General features: G+C 39.7%; 23 protein-coding genes and 1 other annotated feature. Of the genes, 3 read left to right on the top strand and 20 right to left on the bottom strand.

The window, feature by feature from the left end:
* Positions 1-243 precede the first annotated feature (243 nt).
* Positions 244-1068 (top strand): peptidylprolyl isomerase, encoded by an 825-nt coding sequence (locus RWO85_RS01295; RefSeq protein ID WP_314413484.1) that lies wholly within the window; start codon positions 244-246, stop codon positions 1066-1068.
* Between the two features lie 139 nt (positions 1069-1207).
* Here the strand turns inward: RWO85_RS01295 and RWO85_RS01290 are convergent, their stop codons facing one another.
* The 7 genes from RWO85_RS01290 to RWO85_RS01260 form a co-directional block, all read right to left on the bottom strand.
* Positions 1208-2749, bottom strand: coding sequence for an ABC-F family ATP-binding cassette domain-containing protein (locus tag RWO85_RS01290; RefSeq protein WP_314413483.1), 1542 nt, complete (start codon positions 2747-2749; stop codon positions 1208-1210).
* 116 nt (positions 2750-2865) lie between these two features.
* Positions 2866-3339 (bottom strand): VanZ family protein, encoded by a 474-nt coding sequence (locus tag RWO85_RS01285; RefSeq protein ID WP_314413481.1) that lies wholly within the window; start codon positions 3337-3339, stop codon positions 2866-2868.
* Complete coding sequence (rlmN, locus tag RWO85_RS01280) at positions 3339-4424, bottom strand: 23S rRNA (adenine(2503)-C(2))-methyltransferase RlmN (protein WP_000804760.1); 1086 nt, start codon at positions 4422-4424, stop codon at positions 3339-3341. Before rlmN ends, RWO85_RS01285 begins: the two co-directional genes overlap by 1 nt.
* A gap of 20 nt (positions 4425-4444) precedes the next feature.
* Positions 4445-4975: a YutD family protein gene (locus tag RWO85_RS01275; RefSeq protein ID WP_314413479.1), complete on the bottom strand. Its 531-nt coding sequence runs from the start codon at positions 4973-4975 to the stop codon at positions 4445-4447.
* Between the two features lie 156 nt (positions 4976-5131).
* Positions 5132-5737 carry a superoxide dismutase SodA gene (gene sodA, locus RWO85_RS01270; protein ID WP_020903212.1) on the bottom strand — a complete coding sequence of 202 codons (606 nt, stop codon included), beginning with the start codon at positions 5735-5737 and terminating at the stop codon, positions 5132-5134.
* A gap of 176 nt (positions 5738-5913) precedes the next feature.
* Positions 5914-6951 (bottom strand): DNA polymerase III subunit delta, encoded by a 1038-nt coding sequence (gene holA / locus RWO85_RS01265; RefSeq protein WP_314413477.1) that lies wholly within the window; start codon positions 6949-6951, stop codon positions 5914-5916.
* Positions 6952-6983: 32 nt separating this feature from the next.
* Positions 6984-7919: a dihydroorotate oxidase gene (locus tag RWO85_RS01260; RefSeq protein WP_314413474.1), complete on the bottom strand. Its 936-nt coding sequence runs from the start codon at positions 7917-7919 to the stop codon at positions 6984-6986.
* A gap of 228 nt (positions 7920-8147) precedes the next feature.
* Here RWO85_RS01260 and gdhA point away from each other — a divergent pair, with 228 nt between their 5' ends.
* On the top strand, positions 8148-9494 hold the full coding sequence (gene gdhA / locus RWO85_RS01255; RefSeq protein WP_083978015.1) for an NADP-specific glutamate dehydrogenase: 1347 nt from the start codon (positions 8148-8150) through the stop codon (positions 9492-9494).
* Between the two features lie 164 nt (positions 9495-9658).
* On the opposite strand, the gene rplL is transcribed toward gdhA, so the two are convergent.
* The 9 genes from rplL to mecA form a co-directional block, all read right to left on the bottom strand.
* Positions 9659-10027, bottom strand: coding sequence for a 50S ribosomal protein L7/L12 (rplL, locus tag RWO85_RS01250; RefSeq protein WP_001196965.1), 369 nt, complete (start codon positions 10025-10027; stop codon positions 9659-9661).
* A gap of 72 nt (positions 10028-10099) precedes the next feature.
* Entirely contained in the window at positions 10100-10600 is a 501-nt protein-coding gene (gene rplJ / locus RWO85_RS01245; protein WP_153195556.1) for a 50S ribosomal protein L10, read from the bottom strand.
* 38 nt (positions 10601-10638) lie between these two features.
* Positions 10639-10774, bottom strand: a sequence feature (ribosomal protein L10 leader region).
* A gap of 76 nt (positions 10775-10850) precedes the next feature.
* Positions 10851-12110: a TRZ/ATZ family protein gene (locus RWO85_RS01240; RefSeq protein WP_314413548.1), complete on the bottom strand. Its 1260-nt coding sequence runs from the start codon at positions 12108-12110 to the stop codon at positions 10851-10853.
* 346 nt (positions 12111-12456) lie between these two features.
* Positions 12457-14205 (bottom strand): ABC transporter ATP-binding protein, encoded by a 1749-nt coding sequence (locus RWO85_RS01235; protein WP_314413472.1) that lies wholly within the window; start codon positions 14203-14205, stop codon positions 12457-12459.
* 1 nt (position 14206) lies between these two features.
* On the bottom strand, positions 14207-15931 hold the full coding sequence (locus RWO85_RS01230; RefSeq protein WP_314413470.1) for an ABC transporter ATP-binding protein: 1725 nt from the start codon (positions 15929-15931) through the stop codon (positions 14207-14209).
* 60 nt (positions 15932-15991) lie between these two features.
* The gene (msrB, locus tag RWO85_RS01225) at positions 15992-16930 is read right to left on the bottom strand and encodes a peptide-methionine (R)-S-oxide reductase MsrB (RefSeq protein WP_314413468.1); all 939 of its coding nucleotides are present in this window, start codon (positions 16928-16930) and stop codon (positions 15992-15994) included.
* 213 nt (positions 16931-17143) lie between these two features.
* Positions 17144-18013 carry a homoserine kinase gene (gene thrB, locus RWO85_RS01220; protein ID WP_314413466.1) on the bottom strand — a complete coding sequence of 290 codons (870 nt, stop codon included), beginning with the start codon at positions 18011-18013 and terminating at the stop codon, positions 17144-17146.
* Between the two features lies 1 nt (position 18014).
* Positions 18015-19301 (bottom strand): homoserine dehydrogenase, encoded by a 1287-nt coding sequence (locus RWO85_RS01215; protein WP_314413463.1) that lies wholly within the window; start codon positions 19299-19301, stop codon positions 18015-18017.
* Between the two features lie 151 nt (positions 19302-19452).
* Positions 19453-20190 (bottom strand): adaptor protein MecA, encoded by a 738-nt coding sequence (mecA, locus tag RWO85_RS01210; protein ID WP_314413547.1) that lies wholly within the window; start codon positions 20188-20190, stop codon positions 19453-19455.
* A 124-nt stretch (positions 20191-20314) separates the two neighbouring features.
* On the opposite strand from mecA, the gene RWO85_RS01205 reads away from it, so the two are divergent.
* Positions 20315-21793, top strand: coding sequence for an oligosaccharide flippase family protein (locus tag RWO85_RS01205; RefSeq protein WP_314413461.1), 1479 nt, complete (start codon positions 20315-20317; stop codon positions 21791-21793).
* Between the two features lie 95 nt (positions 21794-21888).
* On the opposite strand, the gene RWO85_RS01200 is transcribed toward RWO85_RS01205, so the two are convergent.
* The 4 genes from RWO85_RS01200 to RWO85_RS01185 are packed head-to-tail and all read right to left on the bottom strand — an operon-like array spanning position 21889 to position 26751.
* Positions 21889-22701, bottom strand: a complete 813-nt coding sequence (locus RWO85_RS01200) for a LicD family protein (RefSeq protein ID WP_314413459.1) — start codon at positions 22699-22701, stop codon at positions 21889-21891.
* A gap of 58 nt (positions 22702-22759) precedes the next feature.
* Positions 22760-24919 carry a LicD family protein gene (locus tag RWO85_RS01195; RefSeq protein ID WP_314413457.1) on the bottom strand — a complete coding sequence of 720 codons (2160 nt, stop codon included), beginning with the start codon at positions 24917-24919 and terminating at the stop codon, positions 22760-22762.
* Between the two features lie 21 nt (positions 24920-24940).
* The gene (locus RWO85_RS01190) at positions 24941-25909 is read right to left on the bottom strand and encodes a glycosyltransferase family 2 protein (protein WP_314413456.1); all 969 of its coding nucleotides are present in this window, start codon (positions 25907-25909) and stop codon (positions 24941-24943) included.
* Entirely contained in the window at positions 25906-26751 is an 846-nt protein-coding gene (locus RWO85_RS01185) for a phosphorylcholine transferase LicD (RefSeq protein ID WP_314413454.1), read from the bottom strand. The genes RWO85_RS01190 and RWO85_RS01185 overlap by 4 nt, the downstream gene beginning before the upstream one ends.
* Between the last annotated feature and the right edge of the window lie 27 nt (positions 26752-26778).

The raw sequence follows: 26778 nt of genomic DNA, 5'->3' as shown, positions 1-26778 counted from the left end.
TCCTTTGAAAATGTGCTCTTTTAAAATATAGTAATTCTTTCGAATTAACCTTTACTAATTGTGATGCTTTACGAGCTTTCTTAAGATCTGGTTTCCTAAATACTTTGAGTACACTTATGGCATTGATGCCTCTAAACAAGCTACTTTCTGGTTGGCTTCCTCTTAAACTACCTTGTCACTAACATTTGAAATCCCCTTCTTTTTAGGGTACAATGGTAGAAATGAATTTTTGAGAGGAACAGAATGAAAAAACTAGCAACCCTTCTTTTACTGTCCACTGTAGCTCTAGCTGGATGTAGCAACATCCAACGTAGTTTGCGTGGTGATGACTATGTAGATTCTAGCTTGGCCGCTGAGGAAAGCTCCAAAGTAGCTGCCCAATCTGCCAAGGAGTTAAACGATGCTTTAACAAACGAAAACGCCAATTTCCCGCAACTATCTAAGGAAGTTGCTGAAGACGAGGCTGAAGTGATTCTCCACACAAGTCAAGGAGATATCCGCATTAAACTCTTCCCTAAACTGGCTCCTCTAGCGGTTGAAAACTTCCTCACTCATGCCAAAGAAGGCTACTATAACGGTATTACCTTCCACCGTGTCATCGATGGCTTTATGGTCCAAACTGGAGATCCCAAAGGGGACGGTACAGGTGGTCAGTCCATCTGGCATGACAAGGATAAGACTAAAGACAAGGGAACTGGTTTCAAAAACGAGATTACTCCTTATCTCTATAACATCCGTGGTGCTCTTTCTATGGCTAATACTGGTCAACCAAACACCAATGGTAGCCAGTTCTTCATCAACCAAAACTCTACAGATACCTCTGCTAAACTCCCTACAAGCAAGTATCCAAAGAAAATCATCGAAGTCTATAAAGAAGGGGGAAACCCTAGTCTAGATGGCAAACACCCAGTCTTTGGTCAAGTGATTGACGGTATGGATGTTGTGGATAAGATTGCCAAAGCCGAAAAAGATGAGAAAGACAAGCCAACTACTGCTATCACAATCGACAGCATCGAAGTGGTAAAAGACTACGATTTTATACTCAATGAAAATCAAAGAGCAAACTAGGAAACTAGCCGCAGGCTGTACTTGAGTACGGCAAGGCGACGTTGACGCGGTTTGAAGAGATTTTCGAAGAGTATTAAATCTTAAAAACCTAAAAAATACAGTACCCACATTCGGTACTGTATTTCTTTTACTCTCATTCTTAAGTTAAATTATTAAAATCCCAGATTTGGTCCATCCAGCCTTCATAAAAATCTGGCTCGTGACAGACCATAAGAATCGATCCCTTGTATTCTTTGAGAGCACGTTTGAGTTCATCCTTGGCATCCACATCCAAGTGGTTGGTCGGCTCGTCCAGCACTAGAACGTTGTTTTCACGATTCATCAAGAGACAGAAACGAACCTTGGCTTGTTCCCCGCCTGACAAGACCTGAATTTGACTTTCAATATGCTTGGTTGTCAAACCACAACGAGCAAGAGCTGCACGAACTTCAGCTTGGTTGAGAGCTGGAAAGGCATTCCAAACAGCCTCTAGTGGTGTTTGGCGATTACCGCCTTCTACTTCCTGTTCAAAATAACCGAGTTCTAGGTAGTCACCGCGTTCCACTTCCCCAGCGATTGGCGGGATAATTCCCAAAAGACTCTTCAAGAGAGTTGTTTTCCCGATACCATTTGCCCCGATAATAGCAACCTTTTGATTGCGTTCAAAGGTAAGATTTAAAGGCTTAGTAAGAGGACGGTCATAACCAATCTGCAAATCCTTGGCTTGGAAGATAAAGCGCCCGGGTGTACGAGCTGATTTGAAATCAAAGGATGGTTTTGGTTTCTCACTTTGCAGCTCGATAATATCCATCTTATCCAATTTCTTTTGACGAGACATGGCCATGTTTCGTGTTGCAACACGCGCTTTGTTTCGAGCCACGAAGTCCTTGAGGTCCGCAATCTCTTTCTGCTGACGTTCGTAGGCAGCCTCTAGCTGAGATTTCTTCATAGCATAGACTTCTTGGAACTGGTAGTAGTCACCAGAGTAACGCGTCAGCTGTTGATTTTCCACATGGTAGACAATATTGATCACATCGTTCAGGAATGGAATGTCGTGTGAAATAAGAACAAAGGCATTCTCATAGTTTTGGAGATAGCGCTTGAGCCAATCAATATGCTCAGCATCCAAGTAGTTGGTCGGCTCGTCCAGAAGCAAGATATCGGGCTTTTCAAGGAGGAGTTTAGCCAAAAGAACCTTGGTTCTTTGTCCACCTGACAAAGAGGTTACATCCGTATCCATGCCAAAGTCCATGACACCAAGGGCACGCGCCACTTCGTCAATCTTGGCATCCAAGGTATAGAAATCACGACTCTCCAAACGGTCTTGGAGTTCTCCCACTTCTTCCATGAGAGCATCAACATCCGCTCCGTCTTCAGCCATTTCCATATAGAGGTCATTGATACGGACTTCCGCTTTGAAAAGATCATCAAAGGCTGTACGGAGAACATCACGAACAGATTGGCCTTCAGCAAGAACGGAGTGCTGGTCTAAGTAGCCTGCCGTCACATATTTGGACCACTCAACCTTTCCTTCGTCTGGCAACATCTTACCAGTCACAATGCTCATAAAGGTTGATTTCCCTTCACCATTGGCACCGACTAGACCGATATGTTCTCCCTTGAGGAGACGGAAGGACACATCTTCAAAAATTGCACGGTCACCAAAACCGTGACTCAGATTTTTAACTTCTAAAATACTCATTTTAATTCCTTATCTTGTTTTTATACTCTTCGAAAATCAAATTCAAACCACGTCAGCTTCACCTTGCCGTACTCAAGTACAGCCTGCGGCTAGCTTCCTAGTTTGCTCTTTGATTTTCATTGAGTATTATGTAATCGTTTATAAAGTAGCCAAGCGATATAGCCACCCAAGGTATTGGTCCACAAATCATCAATCTCAAAGACGCGATTAAAATCAAAGAAAAAGTCCAAGACTAACTGCGTACACTCAATTCCAAGACTCACTAGAAAACTGAAAAGTAGCACTCTTTTTATTTTCCTTAAATTTGGGAAGAGATAGATAAGTTGAAAGATCAGAGGGAAGAGCAAAAAGACATTGAGGATATTTTGTAAAAAAATCCAACATAATTGTCCCATATCACTCACTTCACCCAGTTTCCAGAGAGAATTGAAAGGAGTCAAAAGAAAAACCAGGCGTCCAAGATGCTGAATACCTGGAGTTTCCACTCCCACAGGAGAATGTTCTTGAGGAGTAAAGCAAAAGTAAACGATACAAATACTATAGAAAATGACTCCCCAGACCAAAACATGATTATAAGTCTTCTTCATCATTAAGGATTGACTGCTGCGACTGCTTTCTGGCGGTCACGTTTCATTGTATTAGAACGCAATTGTCCACAAGCTGCATCAATATCTGTACCATGCTCTTGACGAACCACACAGTTAACACCTTTTTTCTTAAGCGTATCATAGAAGGCCAGGACGCGCTCTTTAGGACTACGGCTATATTGGTCATGCTCACTAACTGGGTTATAAGGAATCAAGTTTACATAAGACAATTTCTTGATATTCTTGAGCAATTCAGCCAATTCCAAGGCTTGTTCTACACCGTCATTGACTTCATTGAGCATGATGTATTCAAAGGTCACACGACGGTTGGTTGTCTCAATATAGTACTCAATAGCCGCAAAGAGTTTTTCAATCGGAAAGGCACGGTTAATCTTCATGATGCTTGAGCGCAATTCATTGTTAGGTGCGTGAAGGGAAACCGCAAGATTGACCTGAACACCTTCATTAGCAAAATCACGAATTTTATGGGCCAAACCTGAAGTTGAAACCGTAATATGACGAGCACCGATGGCCATTCCCTTATCATCATTAATGGTACGAACGAAATTCAAGACATTGTTATAGTTATCAAAAGGCTCACCGATACCCATGACAACGATATGGCTGACACGTTCATCCTGACCACGCTCATCAAAGTATTTCTGAACCAGCATGATTTGCGCTACGATTTCACCGTTATTGAGGTCACGTTGCTTCTTAATCAAACCAGAGGCACAGAAGGTACAACCGATATTACAGCCAACCTGAGTGGTCACACAGACTGACAAACCATAGTGTTGACGCATGAGTACTGTCTCAATCAGCATTCCATCTGGCAATTCAAAAAGATATTTAACTGTCCCATCAGCAGACTCTTGAACGATACGTTGTTTCAAGGGATTGACCACAAACTGGTCATTAAGCTTAGCAATCAAATCCTTGGAAAGGTTGGTCATCTCTTCAAATGACTGGACACGTTTACGATAGAGCCATTCCCAGATTTGATCTGCACGGAATTTCTTTTCTCCCTGCTCTAAAACCCATTCCTGCATGGTTTGACGTGTTAAACTATAAATTGACGGTTTCATTTCTACTCCTTATTCTCTACTCACTTCTGACGAATGACAAAATGACGTTGCCCCTTGTCCTCTTTCTGAGAATGCTGGTCTTTCTGACGACGTCTATTTTTCTTATCTGCATTCGGTTTTCGTTTTGTTTGAGCCGATTTCTTTCCTTTTCTAGAAGGTGTTTCTTCTTCCTTCTTACGCATTTTCTTGTCAAATGATGCTCGCTTAGGGGCTTCATTTTCTAAGACAAAATAGGCACAACCATAACTACAATACTCTAAAAGATAGTCTTGTAAACGACTGATTTTTTCAAGTTTTTCTTCTGTTCGGTCATCCTTGTAAAAACCTCGTAGGCGAAGCTGTTCGTTGCTCCAGTCTCCCACGATATAATCAAACTTGGTTAAGACTTCTGAAAAACGCTGATTAAAAACCGTCACATCAAAGCCATCCTTGATATTTTCCACCAAGGAAAAAGCTATCCCTTCCGTTTCAACCTTGTCCCCATGTAAATGGAACTCAGGACCAGGAAACTTGTTATAGTTGTATAATTCAGGTGCAATTTCTTTTCGCATAGATATCCTTTTTTCACGATTACTTAATACTTTATTCTACCATAATTTCCAGCAGTTAGCACGTTTCTCATAAAAATGAAAAAAGTCTGACGATTTTGTCAGACCAAAATAATATAACCTTAAAAAGAGAAGAACAATTCTTCCCTCCAACTATCATTATTTAGCAGCTGCGTACAATTCATCTACTTTGTTCCAGTTGATTACTGAGAAGAAAGCTTTGATGTAGTCAGGACGCACGTTGCGGTATTTCACGTAGTAAGCATGTTCCCAAACGTCCAAGCCCAAGATTGGTTTTTTACCTTCTGAAATTGGTGTGTCTTGGTTTGCTGTTGAAGTCACTTCAAGCTTCCCTTCTTTGTTAACAACCAACCATGCCCAGCCCGAACCAAAACGAGTTGTTGCTGCTGCAGTGAAGGCTGCTTGGAAGTCTTCAAATGAACCAAATGTTGCATCGATTGCTGCTGCAAGTTCTGCTGATGGAGCTGTTTTTTCAGGAGTCATCAATTCCCAGAAAAGAGCGTGGTTCAAGTGTCCACCACCATTGTTGATAAGCGCTTGACGGATATCAGCTGGGATAGATTCTACATCAGCAAGCAAGGCTTCAAGATCTTCACCGATTTCAGGGTGTTTTTCAAGAGCTGCATTGGCATTGTTGACATAAGTTTGATGGTGTTTGTCATGGTGCAAGTGCATTGTTTCCGCATCGATGTATGGTTCCAAAGCATCGTATGCATATGGAAGATCTGGTAAGATAATAGCCATCTGTAATACCTCTTTTTCTTTCTATATAAAAATGATAACGCAAACATTCACTTTTTTCAAGTTTTTTGCTTATAGATAAGGAAATCACCGAGATACTTTCGAATAAAATAAGCAAATCAGCAAGAAACCCACGACAAGATAATCCTGACGCGGGATAAAAATTTTTTGAAATAGGACTAATTTACCTGGCTAGCAATCTGTAAGAGTGCCTTTTCAAAAAGGAAACCTTTTTCATAAAGGCCTGTTTTAATCTGATAGTCTGTCTCAATCAAATAGGAAATAGCTTGCTTCAAAAAGCTCAAGGAAAGTCCTCGTGAATCTCTCAGCGCAAATTTGATTTGATAGGGATTAGGATTGCGTCCGAGAAAATTTCCTAGACTACTTGCAATCTGCGATTCTGTTTGCCCAGACTCCGACAAAATTTTCACCTGAGTAAAAGTTCGAAATTGTCCTAACATAACTGCAATCAACTTGATTTCATCTTCACCTTGCAAGGTCAAGTCTCTAACCAAGTCGCGTGCTTGGTCCATCTTTTTAGTCAGAATAAACTGAGTTAAATCAAAAATATTGTCCTGCAAGGTCTTGGGAATTGCGTTGACAATATCCTCTTCCTCGATAACAGAGTCTTCCTTATAGGACTGTAAAAAGAGGAGATTTTTCTGAATTTCGCTAAATTGAAAACCAGACTTGATGAGGAGATTTTCAAAAGAATGATTAGCAAACTGCAGACCTTGTTTCTGGCTCCACTTTTGGAAATACTGGCGCAATTCTTGTTCTTTGGCTTCTACTGCATCAAAAACCTTGGCATCACGCTTAAGTAATTTAACCAACCGTCTTTTACTATCCAGCTTTCCTTCTGCAAAGATTATCAACTTGGTTGTTGGCGAAGGGTTATCAATGTATTCCTCAAATGACTTGAGCTCATCATCTGTCAAAAAGCGTTTTTTAGCAGTCGTGATATCGACAAAATGATCCAATATCACGATTTTCTCATCCGCAAAGAAAGGAAGACTGACTAACTCCAGTTCCACATCCTTGTAAACTACTTCTTTCATATCAAAGTAGGCAAAGTTGAGGTCAGCAGAATCATAACCAATCTGTTTCAACACTTGACCCTTCATAACTTCAAACTGGCCCTGATCTGTCCCTGTAAAAAGGCTCAGGCTCGGTAAATTTGATAAAGTCAACTTCTGACTCTCTTCAATGGCTAGCATCTTCTCTCCTTTCTTCTGACTTTTTAATTCATTTAATCGATATAGCGCAATTTTCCACGGAAATTTTCTAGGCTTTCGTACCCTTTTTCCGCCATGATTGCTTTCAGTTCATTAGTAATGCGGTCAAAAGCACCGACGCCTTCTTTGTGAAGGGTGGTTCCCACCTGCACCATACTGGCTCCACAGAGGATATGTTCAAAGGCATCACGACCAGTCAACACGCCACCTGTTCCGATGATTTGGATTTGAGGATTTAAGCGTTGATAAAAGGCATGAACATTAGCTAGAGCAGTTGGTTTAATATACTCGCCACCAATGCCCCCAAAACCATTTTTAGGACGAATAACGACAGACTCATCTTCTATATATAGGCCGTTTCCGATAGAGTTAACACAGTTAACAAACTTGAGCGGATATTTGTTGAAAATAGCTGCCGCTTGGTCAAAGTGAACAATATCAAAATATGGTGGGAGCTTAATTCCAAGAGGTTTTGTAAAGTAGGCAAATACTTCTGCCAAAATTCGGTCTGTTGTCTCAAAATCATAGGCAATCTGAGGTTTACCTGGAACATTTGGACAGGAGAGATTTAGCTCTGTTAGACCACGAAAATCACTCTCTTGGACTTTTTTCAAAATAGTATGAGTTTCCTCTGGAGACATGCCGACTAGAGATAAGAAGAAAGTTCGGTTTGGCTCTTTTTCCTGCAAATCCAAAAGATAGTCCAAATAATAGTCTAAGCCATTATTTGGTAAACCCATAGAGTTGATAGAACCAAGTGGGACATCTTGATAGCGTGGCTCAGGATTTCCCTGACGGAAGTCCAAGGTCGCTGTCTTTGTGACAAAAGTTCCTGCCGCTGAGTGTTTAACGCCTTCTAACTCCTCTATCGTCATACAAGCCACACCTGCTGCATTCATCAAGCAATTGTCAAACTCAAAACCAGCAATTTGTGTTTTCGTTGATACCATGATTCTAATCCTCCAGATTCCTTTTATTGCTAATATTATACCATATTTTCAGATTTTCTCTTTAAGAAAGATATTTCAAAGAAAAAGGTTCGTATTTTATGAATTAAAGAAAAATCTGGAACTAAATTGATAGAATTTTTAGAAAATTTTTGTTTTTCTCTTTACAGTTAAAAAAAATTCTGCTATAATGACTCATGTAATAAAATATGACAACAAAAGGAGAACGATATGACATCTGCTAAAGAATATATCCAAAGCGTGTTTGAAACTGTAAAAGCTCGTAACGGGCACGAGGCTGAATTCCTCCAAGCTGTTGAAGAATTTTTCAACACTTTGGAACCTGTATTTGAAAAACACCCTGAGTATATCGAAGAAAATATCTTGGCACGTATTACTGAACCTGAGCGCGTGATTTCTTTCCGTGTTCCTTGGATTGACCGTGATGGAAAAGTTCAAGTAAACCGTGGTTACCGTGTTCAATTCAACTCAGCTGTTGGACCATACAAAGGCGGACTTCGTTTCCACCCAACTGTAAACCAAGGGATCTTGAAATTCCTCGGATTTGAACAAATCTTCAAAAATGTCTTGACTGGGCTTCCTATCGGTGGAGGTAAAGGTGGATCAGACTTCGATCCTAAAGGTAAAACAGATGCTGAAGTGATGCGCTTCTGCCAAAGCTTCATGACTGAATTGCAAAAACACATCGGACCATCACTTGACGTACCTGCTGGTGATATCGGTGTTGGTGGACGTGAGATTGGTTACCTTTACGGTCAATACAAACGCCTTAACCAATTTGATGCTGGTGTCTTGACTGGTAAACCTCTTGGATTTGGTGGTAGCTTGATTCGTCCAGAAGCAACTGGTTATGGTTTGGTTTACTACACTGAAGAAATGCTTAAAGCTAACGGTAATAGCTTTGCTGGTAAGAAAGTCGTTATTTCAGGTTCTGGTAACGTAGCTCAATACGCTCTTCAAAAAGCGACTGAACTTGGTGCAACTGTTATCTCTGTATCTGACTCAAATGGTTATGTCATCGATGAAAATGGTATCGACTTCGATCTTTTGGTTGATGTTAAAGAAAAACGTCGTGCTCGTTTGACTGAGTATGCAGCTGAGAAAGCAACTGCTACTTATCATGAAGGTTCTGTATGGACTTACGCTGGAAACTATGATATCGCTCTTCCATGTGCGACTCAAAACGAAATCAACGGTGAAGCAGCTAAACGTTTGGTTGCTCAAGGCGTGATCTGTGTATCTGAAGGTGCCAACATGCCAAGCGACCTTGATGCCATCAAAGTTTACAAAGAAAATGGAATCTTCTACGGACCTGCTAAAGCAGCCAATGCCGGTGGTGTAGCCGTTTCAGCCCTTGAAATGAGCCAAAACAGTCTTCGCCTCTCATGGACTCGTGAAGAAGTTGATGGACGTCTCAAAGATATCATGACAAACATCTTCAACACAGCTAAAACAACTTCAGAAACATATGGTCTTGATAAAGACTACCTTGCAGGAGCTAACATTGCTGCCTTTGAAAATGTAGCAAATGCTATGATCGCACAAGGTATTGTTTAAGATTTACTTGCTCAATCCTCAATCACTACGATTGGGGATTTTTAGGTTGAGTTAAATAGTTGGAAAATTACTTACTCGCCAACTTTTTTATACAAAAAGAAAAACCGCTACTCCCAAGAATAGCGGTTTAATCATGTTTTTAAGCTACTAATGTAGTTACTCTATTATTTAAGAGTAACTGAAGCTCCAGCTTCTTCCAATTTAGCTTTGATTTCTTCAGCTTCTGCAGTTGCAACTCCTTCTTTAACAAGTGCTGGTGCACCATCAACAAGTTCTTTAGCTTCTTTAAGTCCAAGACCTGTGATTTCACGTACAACTTTGATAACGCCAACTTTTTTGTCGCCTGCAGATGTCAATTCAACGTCAAATGAATCTTTAGCAGCACCAGCGTCAGCAGCACCAGCTGCAGCAACAGCTACAGGAGCAGCTGCAGTTACACCAAATTCTTCTTCGATAGCTTTTACAAGGTCGTTCAATTCAAGGATTGAAGCTTCTTTAATTTCAGCAATAATGTTTTCAATGTTCAATGCCATTGTTATTTCCTCCAAATATGTTTTTAAATTTATTATATTTTTCGTAGCTAGGCTACGCTGCGTAGCTTAAGATTAAGCTGCGTCTTCTTTGCTTTCTGCAACCGCTTTGACTGCAAGAGCAACGTTGCGCACTGGCGCTTGAAGTACAGAAAGGAGCATAGAAAGAAGTCCTTCGCGGTTTGGAAGAGTTGCAAGTGCAAGAATCTCTTCTTTAGATGCGACAGCGCCTTCGATTGCACCACCTTTGATTTCAAGTGCTTCAGCGTTTTTAGAAAAGTCGTTCAAGATTTTCGCTGGTGCGATAACATCTTCGTTAGAAAATGCTACTGCAGATGGTCCAACAAATACTGATGCAAGATCTTCAAGACCAGCTTTTTCAGCTGCACGACGCAAGATTGAGTTTTTAATGACTTTATACTCAACTTCGTTTCCACGAAGCTCACGACGAAGAACTGTATCTTGCTCAACTGTCAAACCACGAGCGTCTACAACGACGATAGATGCAGCAGCTTTCATTTTCTCAGCTACTACGTCAACTAGTTCCGCTTTTTTAGCAATAATTGCTTCACTCATTAGTGTGTTCACCTCCGTAATTATTTTGCTTGGGGAATTTTTCCAAAAGAAAAACGCGCCCAAACCTAGACACGAAAGTACAATACGCTTCTTTTTACATGATACGTTTTGTCCTCGGTAGGATATTTATGAGTCGAGCTCCCCTACTGTCTTAGGCAGTTTTTTCAAACCGTATATAAGTATAGCATAGTCAAAAAAAGAATGCAAGATTTTTGCAAACTTTTTTTAAAATTTTTTCGTGATTTTTCTTCTAAAGTTCCACTGTCAGGACTTGACCTTGCTTAACAACCTGTTCTCCAGCAATATAAACATCATCAACATCACTGGATTTGACTGCATAGACAAGATGAGAGAGCATATTTGCCTGAGGTTGGAGATGAATTTTCCCTTGAGGTTGGATGACCAGAAAATCTGCCTGCTTGCCAACTTCCAGACTTCCTATTTCATTTTCCATTCCAAGAACCTTAGCACCTTCTATCGTTAGAGCTTTGAGGGCTGTTTCGATTGGAAACTGGCTGGCATCTCCACTCTTCATTTTCTGTAAGAGAGCTGCTGTTCGTCCTTCCTCAAACATATCAAGGTTGTTGTTGGAAGCAACTGAATCTGTCGCAATTCCCACAGCCACTCCCGCTTTTTGGATCTGGATAATTGGAGCAATTCCTGATGCCAGTTTGAGGTTACTGATAGGATTGTGGGCAATAGCCACTTGAGAGGATACCAAGCGCTCAATTTCTCGCTCGTTTAATTCTACCCCATGAGCAAAGACGGACGGATGATCTAAGTAACCCAGTTCTTCTAGAAAAGCAAGGGGGCGTTTGCCGTAGCGTTTCAGGATAATTCCTGATTCCTCCTTGGTCTCAGCCACATGGATATGGATGGGAATATTCAGTTCTTTTGACAAATCCAAACTCGCTTCCAGTAAATCTTTACTACAGCTGTAGGGAGAATGTGGTGCCACCATCACCTTGAAATTTGGATTTTTATATCCAATAATTTCTTCAATGATAGCTCGTGTTCTAGCAATGGTCTCAGCAGTTGTCTCCGCCTCAGAAGAAAAAAGGGTAGGAGAAAAATAACAACGTATCTTGGAAGATTTCACTGCCTGATAAATCCGCTCAATATCCACACCATTGGGATTATACATATCGTTAAAGGTTGTTGTTCCTGACTGGAGCATTTCTGTCAGCGCTTCTTTGACCGCCTTGGTAGTCATGTCGGGAGTAAACTCAGCTTCTGCTGGCCAGATATAGTCATTGAGCCATTCATGGAGATTGCTGTCATCTCGAATCCCTCGCAAGCCTGTCATAGCAGAATGGGTGTGACAATTGACCAAACCCGGCATAATCCAGGCTCCCTGATAGTCTATAATCTGCTCAGCTTGCTCTAAAATCTCTGACTTTTCTTGACCAACATAGACGATTTGAGAACCCTTAACGGCTAAGATTCCATCCAGATAAACATGGAAATCTTGATTACAAGTCACGATATTTACATGCTGATAGACTTTCATTCTAGGCTCCTTTTCTAAAAGACAATTTATACTCTCTTCAAACCTCTGCAAATTCACCTTGCCGTATGTATGGTTACTGACTTCGTCAGTCTTATCTACAACCTCAAAGCAGTGCTTTGAGCTGACTTCGTCAGTCTTATCTACAACCTCAAAGCAGTGTTTTGAGCTGACTTCGTCAGTCTTATCTACAACCTCAAAGCAGTGTTTTGAGCAACCTATGGCTAGCTTCCTTGTTTGCTCTTTGATTTTCATTGAGTATTACAGTGAATAATTTTTCTAGCTATTGTAACAAAAAAGTCACCCAAAGGCAACTTTTTTCGTCCATAAAATTTCAAAAGAGAAAGGATTATTCAGAGCTAAAAGATGCAGCTTGCTGCATTTGGTAATACTTACCCTTTCTAGCTATGAGATCCTGATGATTCCCATACTCAACAATGTCGCCATCCACTAAGACTAGAATCATATCCGCATCCTGAATGGTTGACAAGCGGTGGGCAATGATAAAGCTTGTACGTCCCTTCATGAGTTTAGCAAAGGCATCCTGTACTAGCACTTCTGTCCGTGTATCGATGGAGGATGTTGCCTCGTCTAAGATAAGAATCTTTGGAATAGCCAGAAAAACTCGGGCAATGGTCAAGAGCTGGGCTTGACCGACAGAGAGAGATTCTCCAGCATTTTCTAACTTGGTATCGTATCCCTGTGGCAACTGTTGGATGAAAAAGTCTGCATTGGCTGCTTTGGCAGCAGCAATCACCTGCTCCCGACTAGCATCAGGATTGCCAAAGGTAATATTGTCACGAATAGTCCCTTGCTTGAGCCAGGTTTCTTGGAGCACCATGCCAAACTGCTGGCGTAAGGAGGCACGATTATAGTCATAAATGGATTTCCCATCCAGCAAGATATCTCCTGAGTTAATGGGATAAAAACGCATGAGGAGATTTATGAGAGTTGATTTTCCAGCACCTGTCGGACCAACAATAGCCACCTTGCTACCAGCTGGAATATCAATAGATAAATCCTTAATCAAAATCTTTTCAAGATGATAGCCAAAAGAGACCTGTTTAAAGGAAATAGCTCCCTTAACTTGGTTACTGGTCAAGACTTCCTTACCTGTTTCAGCTACCTCAGGACTTTCTAAGACAGCATAGACACGCTCTGCACAAGCGAGAGCACTTTGCAACTCAACTAGCACTGAAGAAATATCGTTAAAGGGCTTGGTATACTGCTGAACATAGTTCAAAAAAGTCACTAAGCGTCCAATGGTCAAGGTAGAGCCTATCATGATACGATAAGCTCCCACTCCAGCTAGAAGGGCATAAATGAGCGCATTGACAAAGCGAGTCGAAGGATTAACCGTTGATGAATAAAAGATGGCTGACTGAGAATAACCTGCATAGTGATCATTAGCCTCACGCAGCCTTTGGATAAACTCTTCCTGAGCATTGAAAGATTGAATAATAGTCTGCTGGCTCAACGATTCTTCAATCAACTGAGTCTGAATCCCCCTAGTCTCTGTTTGCTTTTGGAAGAGATGATAAGATCTCTTGGCGATGAAGCGTGAAATGACCATAGACAGTGGCGTCAACAATAAGACTAAGAGAGTCATGAGGAGATGGATTTGGAGCATGGCTAGAATACTAACCAAAATCATCAAGACGCCAATGAAAAATTGGTTAAAAATCATGGTCAAGCCAGCTGCCAACTGTTCTATGTCTGTCGTCACCCGACTGACCATCTCCCCACTGCCTTGTCGATCGACAAAAGCAATCGGTAAACGATGGAGCTTATGGATGATTCGCTCTCGCAAGCCTCTGGTATAAGAGAAAATTAGACGATTATAGAGGAGAGGATTGACCCATTGAACTAGTGTATTTCCTATGACCACCAATACCATCTGAATGAAAATTTGCCAAAAAACTAGCGAAGACTCAGACACTAGAACCTGGTCGATGACCTGCCCAATCAAGATAGGTAGGTAAATCGATAAACCAACCTGAGCAATAGTTCCTAGAAAGGCTAGGAAAAGGAGGAGAGGATGACTTGCTAAATCTTTGGCCAAACGTATGAGCGTCTGGTTTGCAGTTTGTCGTCTCATACTAGTCCTCCTTTCCATGTTGGGATGCATTGATTTCGCGATAAACTTGACTGGATTTCATCAAGTCCTCGTGCTTGCCGATAGCTAAGAGCTCACCTTTTTCCAAGAGGAGAATCTGGTCAGCCATCTGTAAAGTCGATGTTCTTTGAGAAATCAAGATTAAGCTCGTATTTGGCAAATTTTCTCGAATAGCTTTCAAGATCCTAGACTCGGTAATAGTGTCGAGGGCCGAAGTCGCATCATCTAGGATGAGAAATGGGGCTTGACGCAAGACTGCTCGGGCGATAGACAGCCTTTGTTTTTGTCCACCTGAGAAATTTCGACCTCCTGCCTCAACAGTGGCATCTAAGAGACCTTCCTTATCACTGACAAAATCCTTAGCTTGCGCAATCTCCAAGGCCTGCCAAAGTTCTTGGTCAGTTACTTCTTGATTAAATCCTAGAGTCAAGTTGGAACGAATGGTTCCTTTAAAGAGTTCGACCTTTTGGGGTACATAGGCAATCCAAGACCTCCACTCCTCTAAATTACGAGGACTAGATCCATCTCGATAAGGGTAAATGCTCCCCTTGTCTGCTGGATAAAGTCCAAGGATGAGTTGCACCAAGCTTGACTTACCGGAACCTGTTCCCCCAATGATACCAAGGGTTTGTCCTTGAGTCATATCAAAGGAAATATCTCTCAGAGAAGGCTGGGCTGCATCAGGGTAGGTAAAGGTCAGTTCTTGAACTTGTAAAACCTGATTACTGGTAGCTTGCTTTTGTTCTAACTCTGAATGAATATCTTCTGGAGCCTCAGCAAAAACTTCCTCGATTCGCTTAGTTGAGATGTAGGACTGGTTGAGAGAATTGATCAGCATGGCTAGCTTGACCAATTCCACCAAGATCTGTAAGAGATAGTTGATGAGGGCAATCAGGGCACCTTGACTGAGTAAACCTTCTTGAATTGAAATATAACCCTGCCATATAATAACGAGGAGAGTTCCATTGACAATCAGATAGGTCAGAGGGGTTAATAAACTAGACCAGAAACCTGTTTTTTCTTGTAATCTAGCATAGACTAGGTTAAGAGTTTGAAAAATCTGTAACTCTCGTTTTTCTTGTCCAAAAGCACGAATAACTCGCATGCCTTGTAATTGTTGGCGTGTTTCCTGAACCAGTTGGTCCGTTTTCTTTCTCAGACTGCTGTAGAGAGGATTGACCAATCGAGATAACCCTACAATGACGATGGTCAAAATGGCAACCATGACTAAAAACCAGAAAGTCAGCTCAGCTGAGATTCGATAAGCCATAAAAATGGCACCAAAAACGATAATGGGCGCTCGCAAAAAGAGACGCAGGAATTGATTGATACCAGTCTGAATCTGGTAGGTATCCGAGGTCAAGCGAGTAACCAAGCTAGAAGTGGTCAAACGATCCCTGCTGCTCTTAGGCAATGAAAGAATATGTCGATAGAGGTCGTTTGTCAATTCTTTGGCAAATCCAACCGCAGCCTTAGATGAGTAAAATTGAGCTATCAAGGCCACTAAAACGCCAATCACTGCAAAGATAAGGAGCAGACCAATCTGCATCCATAGATGACCTTGATCTCTCTGGGGCAAGGATTGGTCAACAATCCCAGCAATCACCATGGGAACCAAGAGCTCAAACACAGCTTCTAAAAGCTTGAACAAGGGGGCTAAAATCGATTCCTTGATGTAGGATTTGAAGTAAGATAATAGGTGTTTCATAAATCCCTTCTATTCGTATTCTGGAAATGAAGAAAGTGGGAAGCACCCACCCTCTCTGATTTATTTGTTTAAGTAAGGTAGTAGATAGCCATATCCTGCTTCTTCCATCTCATCCTTGGCCACAAAGCGCAAGGAAGCAGAATTGATACAGTAACGGAGGCCACCTAACTCCCGAGGTCCATCTGTGAAAACATGACCCAAGTGAGCATTGCCTGACCGAGAACGAACTTCAATTCGCTCCATTCCATAGCTCAGATCCTTGTAATAATGAATCAATTCCTTGGAAATCGGACGGCTAAAACTTGGCCAACCACAACCTGAGGCAAACTTATCCTTGGCAAAAAAGAGTGGCTCACCTGTCGTAATATCTACATAAATCCCTTCTTCAAAGGTTTGGTCATAGGCATTGGTAAATGGAGCCTCTGTAGCAGCTTCTTGGGTAACACGATAGGATTCTTCTGATAAGCTTTCCTTTAACACCTCTTGGCTAGGCTTTTCATAGTTTGCTGCATCAATCAATGGCTTTTCAGCATCCGTCACATCGATATGACAGTAACCTGAAGGATTCTTCTTAAGATAGTCTTGGTGGTAATCTTCAGCCAGAATATAGTGGCGAAGTTTCTCCACTTCTACTGCAATCTTTCGACCCAGCATGCGTTCCTGCTCCTGCACCACTGTGTAGATAGCTGGCAAATCTGCTTCATCCTGATAATAAATCCCAGTTCGATATTGGCGACCACGGTCATTCCCTTGTTGATTGATGGATAAAGGGTCGATGACACGGAAATAATAAAGTAAAATCTCTCTAAGTGACACTGCCTTATCATCATAAATCACTTGAACCGTTTCTGCATGGTCTGTTTCCTTGAGCAACTGATAATTGGTCGTTTCGACTTGTCCATTAGCATAGCCGACACTGGTTGCTAGCACTCCAGAAATGCGTGAAAAATATTCCTCTAAGCCCCAAAAACAACCGCCTGCTAGATAAATTTCTGCCATCTTTATTTCTCCTTTATCAAGTTTTTAACTAATACTCTTCGAAAATCTCTTCAAACTACGTCAGCTTACATCTGCAACCTCAAAACACTGTTTTGAGCAGCCTGCGGCTAGCTTCCTAGTTTGCTCTTTGATTTTCATTAAGTATAAACTTCTTTTCAAAAAAAGGATAGGAAGCCCTCTGGTCGAGAGTTTCCCCATCCTATCATCTATTCTTTATTTTGCTTCGACACGGACACCTTGGGTATCAACTTTCAAGCCATGAAGTTTTCCTTTGAAAGGTTGCTTTTCCAATTCTGCCTTAATCGTTGGCATCTTGTCATGAGAACCCAAAACCATAACTGTCGGCCCAGCACCAGAGAGGTAGGTTGCATAGGCACCATTTTCTTTGGCCACTTGCTTAATCGTCGCAAATTCTCTCACCAAGTCCTGACGGTAGCGCTCGTGGAAGAGGTCTCCCTCGATTGCTTGACCAGCTGTCACCATATCTCCTGCCAACAAGGCAGCAACCGCCACATTGGCAATAGAACTAGCTGCAACAGCTTCCTTGTAAGACAATTTCTTAGGCAAGACGCCACGGCTGTCTCGAGTACGCAATTCATAGTTTGGAATATAGGCTAGGAAATCACACTCTGGGAAGTCTGCTACGATAGCAGAGACTTGCCCTTCAACAGAACTTGCAATAACGAGATTACCATAAATAGCAGGAGCCACATTGTCAGGATGTCCTTCAATCTTGGTCGCTAATTGCAATTTTTCATGGTCTGACAAGTTGAGCTGGCCCAGTTGGTTGGCTAGTTCAATACCAGCAACAATAACCGAGCTAGAAGAACCCAAGCCACGCGCCAAGGGAACATCACTGGTCATTTTCAAACGTCTTGGGTGCAAGTCTGGTACAATTTGCAAAGCGATTTTGAGCAAGAGATTACGCTCGTCATGTGGAATCCATTTGCCAATCTGGTGTTCAATCAACCACTCATCTCGTTCTTCACAGACCTCGATTTGAAGGTACTTGGTTACAGCTACACCGACCGAGTCAAAACCTGGTCCGATATTGGCACTGGTTGCAGGTACAATAATCTTCATCTTATTCTCCTAGCACCTTGAAGGTATTCAAGAGGTCAAATTCTGAAACCTTCTTCAATTCAGCTGAGACATTTTCAAGTTGAGATTTATTAATCTTGTGTGTAATGATAACGACACGCGCCTTGTCACCCTCTTTTCCGTCTTGGAGGATTTGCTTGAAGGAAATATCTTGAGCATTAAAAATTTCAGCCAACTTCAAAACCTGACCTTTTGAGTCTGGTGCCAAGATTGAGAAGTAGTAGTTTGCTTTAACATCCTCAGGATTTGCCAAGACCAAGTCACGGCTGTATTCGTTGAAGTCTTTACCGATGGTTCCATCATTCAGGCGACGAACGATACGAACAATATCAGCTACAACACTTGTTGCAGTTGGTTTTTGACCAGCACCTGGTCCGTAGTACATAGACTCACCAATACCGATAGATTCTACAAAGACAGCGTTCATCACTCCATTCACACTGGCAAGTGGGTGTGCTTTAGGAAGGAAAGTTGGAGTTACTTCTGCAGCAATTCCTGAAGGAGTTTCCTCAATAGAACCAACCAATTTCACTACATAGCCAAGTTCTTGGGCTACAGCTACGTCTTCTGGTGTGATGTTGCGGATTCCCTTGTGGGCTACATCGTCAAAGGCAACCTTCATGCCAAAAGCAAATTGGCTCAAAATCACCATCTTGTAGGCTGCATCAATCCCATCCACGTCATTTGTCGGGTCACTTTCTGCAAAACCTAGTCTTTGCGCTTCCGCAAGAGCATCATCGTAAGACCAGCCTTCTTCCACCATCTTGGTCATCATGAAGTTGGAAGTTCCGTTGACTACTCCAAGCACGCGCGTGATTTTATCAGAAGCCAAGGAATTTGCTAAAGTACGAAGAATTGGAATCCCACCAGCTACTGCTGCTTCGTAGTAAAGTGCTACATTATGCTCTTTAGCAATTTCTAACAATTCTGCACCATGGACAGCCAAAAGGTCCTTGTTAGCAGTAACAACGTGTTTGCCAGCTTCCAAGGCACGAGTGATAAAGGTTTTAGCAGGTTCGATACGCCCCATCAATTCCACTACGATCGTAATGTCTTGATCTGACAAAATGTCATCCACATTGGTTACAAAGTTAAAGTCATTCCCTGCCGCAAGCAAGCGATTCTTTTCATCTTCATCCTTGACCAATACATTGGCAACTTCAATCTCTGAATGTGCTGATTGAGTGATTTTTTCTCCGTTTTCCTTTAGGAGGAAAGGCACGCCACTTGCAACGGTACCAAATCCTAGTAAAGCAATTTTAACTGTCATGTTTGTCTCCTCGAAATTTTCTAATATAGCCATTATAACAGAATTTTGTGAAAATTCCTATTATAGTAAATCACTATTTCAGTCTAAAAAAGAAAAAACGAATCAGATGATTCGCTCTTCCTAAAATCTAGAAATAATTTTCCAGAAATGATTATCCAATCTTTTGTAGATTGATCACTGCATCGTGATTGATCAAGACTTGGCCATACTCTTGTAAGACTGAACGACTGATATCACTATCGTCTGCAAACTCGCGCATACGAGCCAACAGCCAAGCTGGATATGGACTTGGATGATTTTCAATATCCACTAAAATGGTCAAATAATAGCTCTCATTCATCTTGTAGAGTTCAGAAGTTTCCATATCAAAAGTCACTGTCTTGGCAAAAGCCACCAAGTCAGCTAACTTAGAAAAAGAAAGGATGTAGTAGATGTAAGGCTCTTTCTTGCTTTCAACTTCTTGTTCAGTCTGCTCCTGCTCTTCTTCCCTGGCTTCTACTTGCTCTAGAGATTGAATCGCTTCGATATCATCCTTAGTCTTTTCTGCGATGCTTTTTTCCAAGGTTTTGATAAATTCATCTGGCGACATTTGAGCCAATTCTTCCATATCTGGTAAATCCGATAAATCTTCAAAATCTAGATTTTGGTCAATCTTTGATTTGGTTACAAAGACATCGACCTTATCAGGTTTTGGAGTCACACGGAAGCTCAACATGCCTGTATCCAGAAAGCTATCAGGCATCTCTAACTCATCCAAGATAGCATAAAAGAACTCTTCTGTTTTTTCTTGAGGAACAAGAAAGTCAGCAATCTCCATGCCACGATCCATCAAATCCTCTAAAGACATCGTGATTTTCAAAGTTGTATCACTAATTTGTTTCATTTTCATTGCTAGTAACCTCATACTTTCAGTTCTATCTATTATACTAGATTTTTACGATTTTATCAAAAGAATGAAGCGAGAATGTGATATAATACTAGAGACCATTTTACAATACAAGAAAGAAAGTACAATGAAAAATATAAAAGTTAATGCACTGGCTAGCTTACTAGTCAATGTTCTCAATATCGTTTTTCCTCTGATAACCAATCCTTATCTGACGCGGATTCTCAGCAAATCCAACTACGGTTATTTCAATACTGCCAATACCTGGGCTAGCTTTGTCATTCCTTTAGCCGCCTTCGGAATCTACAACTACGGAATTCGAGCTATCAGTAAGGTCAAGGATGATAAAAATAAAATCAACTATGTTTTCTCTAAATTATTCTATATCTCCATTATTACATCTGTTCTAACAACAAGTATCTATTTCCTATTTATTTACCTGGATAATAGTATTGAAAATTTAAAAGAACTCTACTATATACTTGGTGTCCAAGCTCTCTTCCAATTCCTTTATATCGAGTGGATGAACGAGGCTTATGAAAATTATGCTTTTATCTTATACAAAACCTTGGTTATTCGTATTGCTATGTTGGTCGCTATCTTCACCTTTGTAAAAACTCCAAATGATATCGTACCTTATGCAATTATCATGAGTGCAACAACTATCCTCAACTACCTGCTTAGTTTTCTTTGGATCAAGAGAGAAGTTTCCTTTGTCAAGATTGGTCTTGTCGAATTAATCAAAGCATCTAAGCCACTCTTGACCATGTTGCTTCTAGCTAATGCCAACATGCTCTACACCTTACTTGATAGAATGTTTATTACCAAGGGACCTGATGAAAACTACATTTCTTATTACACTATTGCTTCTAGCATCGTTATGTTGATTGCCAGTGTCCTGAGTGGAGCTATCAACGTCAGTATTCCACGTCTCGGCTACTATCTCGGTAAGAAAGACTACGAATCTTATAAAAATCTTCTGAACCAAGGAGCCACCCTCTTTTATTTCCTTATCATTCCAACCAGTATTGGGATTATGGTATTAGGGAACTACGCAGCAGTCATCTACTCTTCTGAAAAATACCTCGAAGCAGGTATTGTGACTAGTGTCTTCGCCTTTCGTACCATCATCTGGGCCATTGAGTTAATCCTTGGTAAACAAATTATCTTCATCAACGACCACGAAAATCGTTTAACAGCCTTTTACTTTATTGGTGGCGGAGCTAATATCCTACTCAACAGTCTCTTGTATTTCAATAATATTTTTGCACCAGAGTACTACATTGCTACTACTATTATTGCAGAAACTGTAGTTGTTCTACTGGAAATTTACTTTATCAAGAAACATCATCTGCTTGACTTAAAAGAAATCTTTACTACTTTAACACGCTATACTATTATATCGCTCGGATTCATTCCAATCTATTTTGCATTTAAATTCCTTTTCCAAATCAACTCTTATACAGTCAACTTCAATATGATAATCATGGTTCTCTCGACTGTTGCGACTTGCGGTATCTATTATCTCTTGACGCTATTTCTTACCAAAGATAAAACACTCCACTATGCACTCAATCTTGCACTTGCTAAGATTAAAAGAAATTAAAAAATAACCTACCTATCGAAAACAAGGAATATTCCAGTAGATAGGTAGGTTATTTATTTTATCGAATTATCAAATCAAAGCAATTTGCTCATAAATTAATCAGTCCAGTAATTTTTATCAGTTCCTGGATTTTGATTTTCAATAGGCGGAGGAGTCATATAGTCTTTACCAAACTCGTAAACCAGAATCTCATGGAATTTTCTAGGAACCTTCACAAGAATATTCTCATATGGCATTTCAATTGTATCATATAACCACTCTTTCTTAATTCCACTTGGATAGTAAGAGTCATAAGTAGTACATGCAAGATCTGTAGCCTGCTCAACATCATATTGCAAAGCTAACTTCTCCAATTTTTCATTCCATTTCTGTGGAGAAGTCAGTCTGAAAATTGCAGATGCAAAATAACGTGGTAAATTCTTGACTCCTCCATTATCTATTTTGACTCCTTTAAAATTCAGAGACGAAAGTCTAATAAATTGTTTATAAAGTCTCATCTTTTTTCTATCACGTTCATCTGTAACAACTCCATCGTATGGAAAAATGTCAACACAAGTACCTAGAATAACTGACTTATCTAAAAGATTAGCATCTCGACGTGTCCTCACATCATAGACTCGCATATAACTGTAAGGATACCCCTTTGTTTCTCTGAATGAAATTAATTTATAGTAGGGATGATTTTCATTTTTTAAAACCTTATACAGTTTTTCAAATTCATCACGCGCCAAGGAAATATCTGTATCATCATCCCAAGGAATAAAACCTTTATGGCGTACAGCTCCTAGTAAGGTTCCAAAATCAATAAAATACTTGATTTCATGTTCCTCACACAATTCATGCAAATAGTTTAAAATATCTAATTCAATTTGTTTAATTTCTTCAAGAGTCAAAATTTTCTCTGACATCTATTATTCACTCCTAATCTTTTTACATTGAGTCAATGGTTTCTTCATTTCAATAACATCACTGAGATACCTTAATAATTTTCCACAATTGAAAATCATGATGAGAGAACCTTAGCTCAACTGGTGGTAGTTGCATGTAGTCTCCGTAGTCCGAGGTTAGAATTTCATGATAATTTTTTGGAATCATAAATTCCTTACCTTCGAATACACCCATAATAGTTTGTTCCAACCACTCTCGCTTCCAGACTGGTTTATGCATATCTTTATAAATAAGATAGTCAACCAACTCGTAATCATCTACTTTTCTAGATTTAGCAAGTTCATCAATGCCTCTAATATACTTATTCGTATTTGTGAAATAGAAGACAATGACTGATATATAGCGAATTAAAGAATTTAATAGACTTTTAGTATTGGTAATACCCTTAAATGTATAACAGCTTAATTGACGTTTTTTTATAAGTCTCGTCATTTTATCTTTAAAAACAGAATCATCCTCATAACCATCTACAGGGAAAATATCTACATAAATCCCCATATTGGAATCAATGCGAACATCTTCTTCTAACAAATAAGTTTGATTATCCTGCACTTTCATGAAGGGATAGACATAGTTGAGATTATTTTTATAAGACATCACTTCATAACGTTCGTCAGGGTTAGAGATAAGGTAGTCTTGCAACTTTTCATAATCTTCTCGTAACATACAGATATCCATGTCATCATCCCAAGGAATAAAACCTTTATGACGAACCGCACCGATAAGACTGCCATAAGCTAGGAAATATTTGACACCAATTTTCTGACAAGTTTCATGAATGTATTCCATGATTCCTAGTTCCATCTGTTGAATCTCTCTAATATCAGTTACTTCCTGATAACGAATACCTTCATCACGTTTGCAAACAACTAATCCATAACCAATAATCAACCAAAAGATAATATTAATAAAGTTAGTTGAGTACATAATCTGACTTTCAAATAATTGACCGAACAAGATGCCAAAGAAAAGAATCATAATTAACTTTTCAGAGTTCTTTTTAGAAACAATCAAATAAGTCAAAAAGCGCTTAAATATATATCCTAGTATAAGTAGAAAAGATACTAAACCTAAAATTCCAGAACTAACAAATATCGTTACCAAAATGTTGTGGAAATTTCCACCAATAAGAGAATTTTGAATCTCAAATTTACTGAAATATTTTGTGTAATAATCTGGAACATTTCGTACACCATAACCAAAAATTGGTTTCTCACTTCCCATTTTTATAGCATTTATCCAAATATAAGTTCTACCACTAGGTGTTGTTTCTATTAGATGAAGTTCTCCTGTTTTTTTTATAACTGAAGAATCCGTTTCTGCATAAGATTGTCCTTTATTTAAGTCTAATACAGTCGCTTTCCCCGAGGATATGTAAATAGAGGTTACATAACTCAATCCGATATTAGCAGCAGAAACAAGTAAAGCAGAAACTATAAAGATTAGAAATCGCTTAGCTAACTTGCCCCTGTTAATAAAGAAACTATAAAACCCAAGCATTAACACTAAAGATAATAAAGCTCCTCTACTTTGCATGGTTGCAAAATAAACTAATTGAATCACATTATTCAGTTTAAGATAGACAGAATATTTACTTCCTTTATGAATCAAATACATAGCCAAAACAATGCTAATGTATGAAAATATCGCACTAGCATTTGGATTGACAATCCCCCACAGACGTCCATTCATAACACCATAGTAATAAGATTGCTGTCCAATTTTAAATAGGATAAGGACTCTACTTACCAATAAACCAAACGCAAAAATCGCAGAAGAAAAAGAAACAAGTTGAATAGTGTATGCAATCCAATCAAATAATTTCTTTAATTGACCTGATTCTAACATGGTAAATAATAAAATATAGGTTACCATAAAGAGGAACTCAATCACATTTCCAATCAAATGTCCAGAGCGATTGAAAATAGCTGATAACAGATGACTTCCTGCTAATAGACCAAATAAGGACAGAAATTTACGATCTACTGTGATTTTTTTCCACTTAAACAATAACGTATAGCAAATATAAAACAATACAATTGCTGATAATCCCTTATAAAGAGGATTGGCTATCTTATAAACTAGTGAACTCATACTTAAAATCGAAATAAAAACAAACAGATATGAAACCCATAGTTTTGATTTTTCAAAGTATTCATTCATTATTGGAAAATTCATTTTCAACTCCTTCTCATAATATTAGTTTCTGAATCCAACAATTTTTTTATATATCCATGGAGAAAAGACAAGTGACAGGACAGCTATCTTACGAAATGTGGTGAAATAAGTATCCTTCCATATTTCGTGTCGATGCTGAATAATCCAAGTCCTTAGGTCGACTTTCTCCTTTTGATACTGATCAGATGAAGTAAATATGATTTTATCGTAGACTGTGATATATGACCAACATTCTCTATTTTTTAATTCATATTTTAAGTTAGGAAACGCTTGTGATACTTGGGTAATAATTCTCATATAAACTTTTATCGTATCAAATACATACCGATTAACAGATGTTGTCGCACTTCCCTCACGATGATCATAATAATAAATTGGTTTGTCAATAAATACGCTACTACATCTTGTCTTTAGTAGCAATTCAGTTAAAAATAAGGCATCTTCAGCTAGATGGTAGTCTGTATTAAATTTCTCATCTACCAGCAAGTCTCTCTTAAATAGTTTTGCGACTGGAAAGAATGATGTCTTAGTGGTCATCAGTAATTCTTTCATGGTTTCTTCTGTTGACCAAAGTTCTTTTCTACCAGAATACGGGGGTAAGTCTGTCTCTATTCCATTTTTGATATGGTGTAGAGGAGCAATCACAAAACCTACATTTCCTTCCTCAACTGCACTAGCTAAAGTAGCTAGGTAATCCTTGGTGACGAAATCATCGCTATCAACAAAAGTTATCCAAGCACCCGTCGCTAGCTGAATCCCAGTATTTCTGGCATTAGAAACACCAGCATTTTCGATATGGTAAACCTTGATATTTTCACACTGATATGCTAAATCATCACAAATTTGTCCACTGGAATCAGTAGATCCATCATTTATTAGGATTAGTTCAAAATTGGTATAGGTCTGATGAAGAATTGACTCCACACATCGTTCCAGATAGGCTTCTACATTGTAGACTGGAACGATAACGCTTATTTTTTCTCCCATCATTCTCCATATTCTCCCTTGTACTCTGTATAAGACTTATCCATATCAGCGATGACAGCATCATGATGCGGTAGCTGCTTGTCTGCTGGTGGTGGCGTCATATAATCTCCAAAAGCAGTACTAAGATAGGCATCGTAGCCAACTGGAATAGGCATCTCTGTTCCTTCAAAAGGCAAGAAAAGATTATCCTCAAAAGATGCGATTGGGTACTTGTTTCTCATGTAGCCAGGACCTGAGCATAGTTCCGTGATTCCATCGCTCTCAGCTAGATCATACTTGGTCATTTCTTTTTCAGCTTTTTTCCAAATGCGATAACGGAGAGATTTTGGAGTCAATCCCAGTAAAATACGACTCCCCCATTTCATAAGTGCACCATGCTTTTCTGGAATAGTTTGGGCACAAAAAAGAGAATAAATCAGTGCCCAACGAACCTGTTTTTTCCGCTCAGCTGGATTTTTCGGATAATAATCCAAAGGCAAGACATCCAAGGCCAGACCATGTGGCAAATCCAAATCTTGCTGGTAAGGTTTAATGCAGGTCGTTTCCTTGTCACGAATGGTAATGAAAAGATTGCGGTCGACAAAATCCTTATTACTCTTTGATAAGAAGTAACGTTCATCTGCATAACGAGGCCATAATTCTGCTAATTTCTCATAATCTTTACGAGGCATAAAAAAATCTAGATCATCATCCCAAGGAATGAAACCCTTGTTTCGAAGGGCACCAATAGCGCCTCCCCCACAGAGATAGCAAAGCAAATCATGTTCTTTACAAAAAGCCACAAAATATTCAGCCATCTCCAGACTTCGAGCCTGAATTGCTTTTAAATCAGTCATATTGTTCATTATTCTTTCTATCGTATCGTTTCATTA

This window comes from uncultured Streptococcus sp. (assembly GCF_963521865.1).
In the GTDB taxonomy this organism is placed as follows: domain Bacteria; phylum Bacillota; class Bacilli; order Lactobacillales; family Streptococcaceae; genus Streptococcus.
Note: the sequence above shows the minus strand (reverse complement) of the source record. Positions and strands in the feature narration are given on the sequence as shown.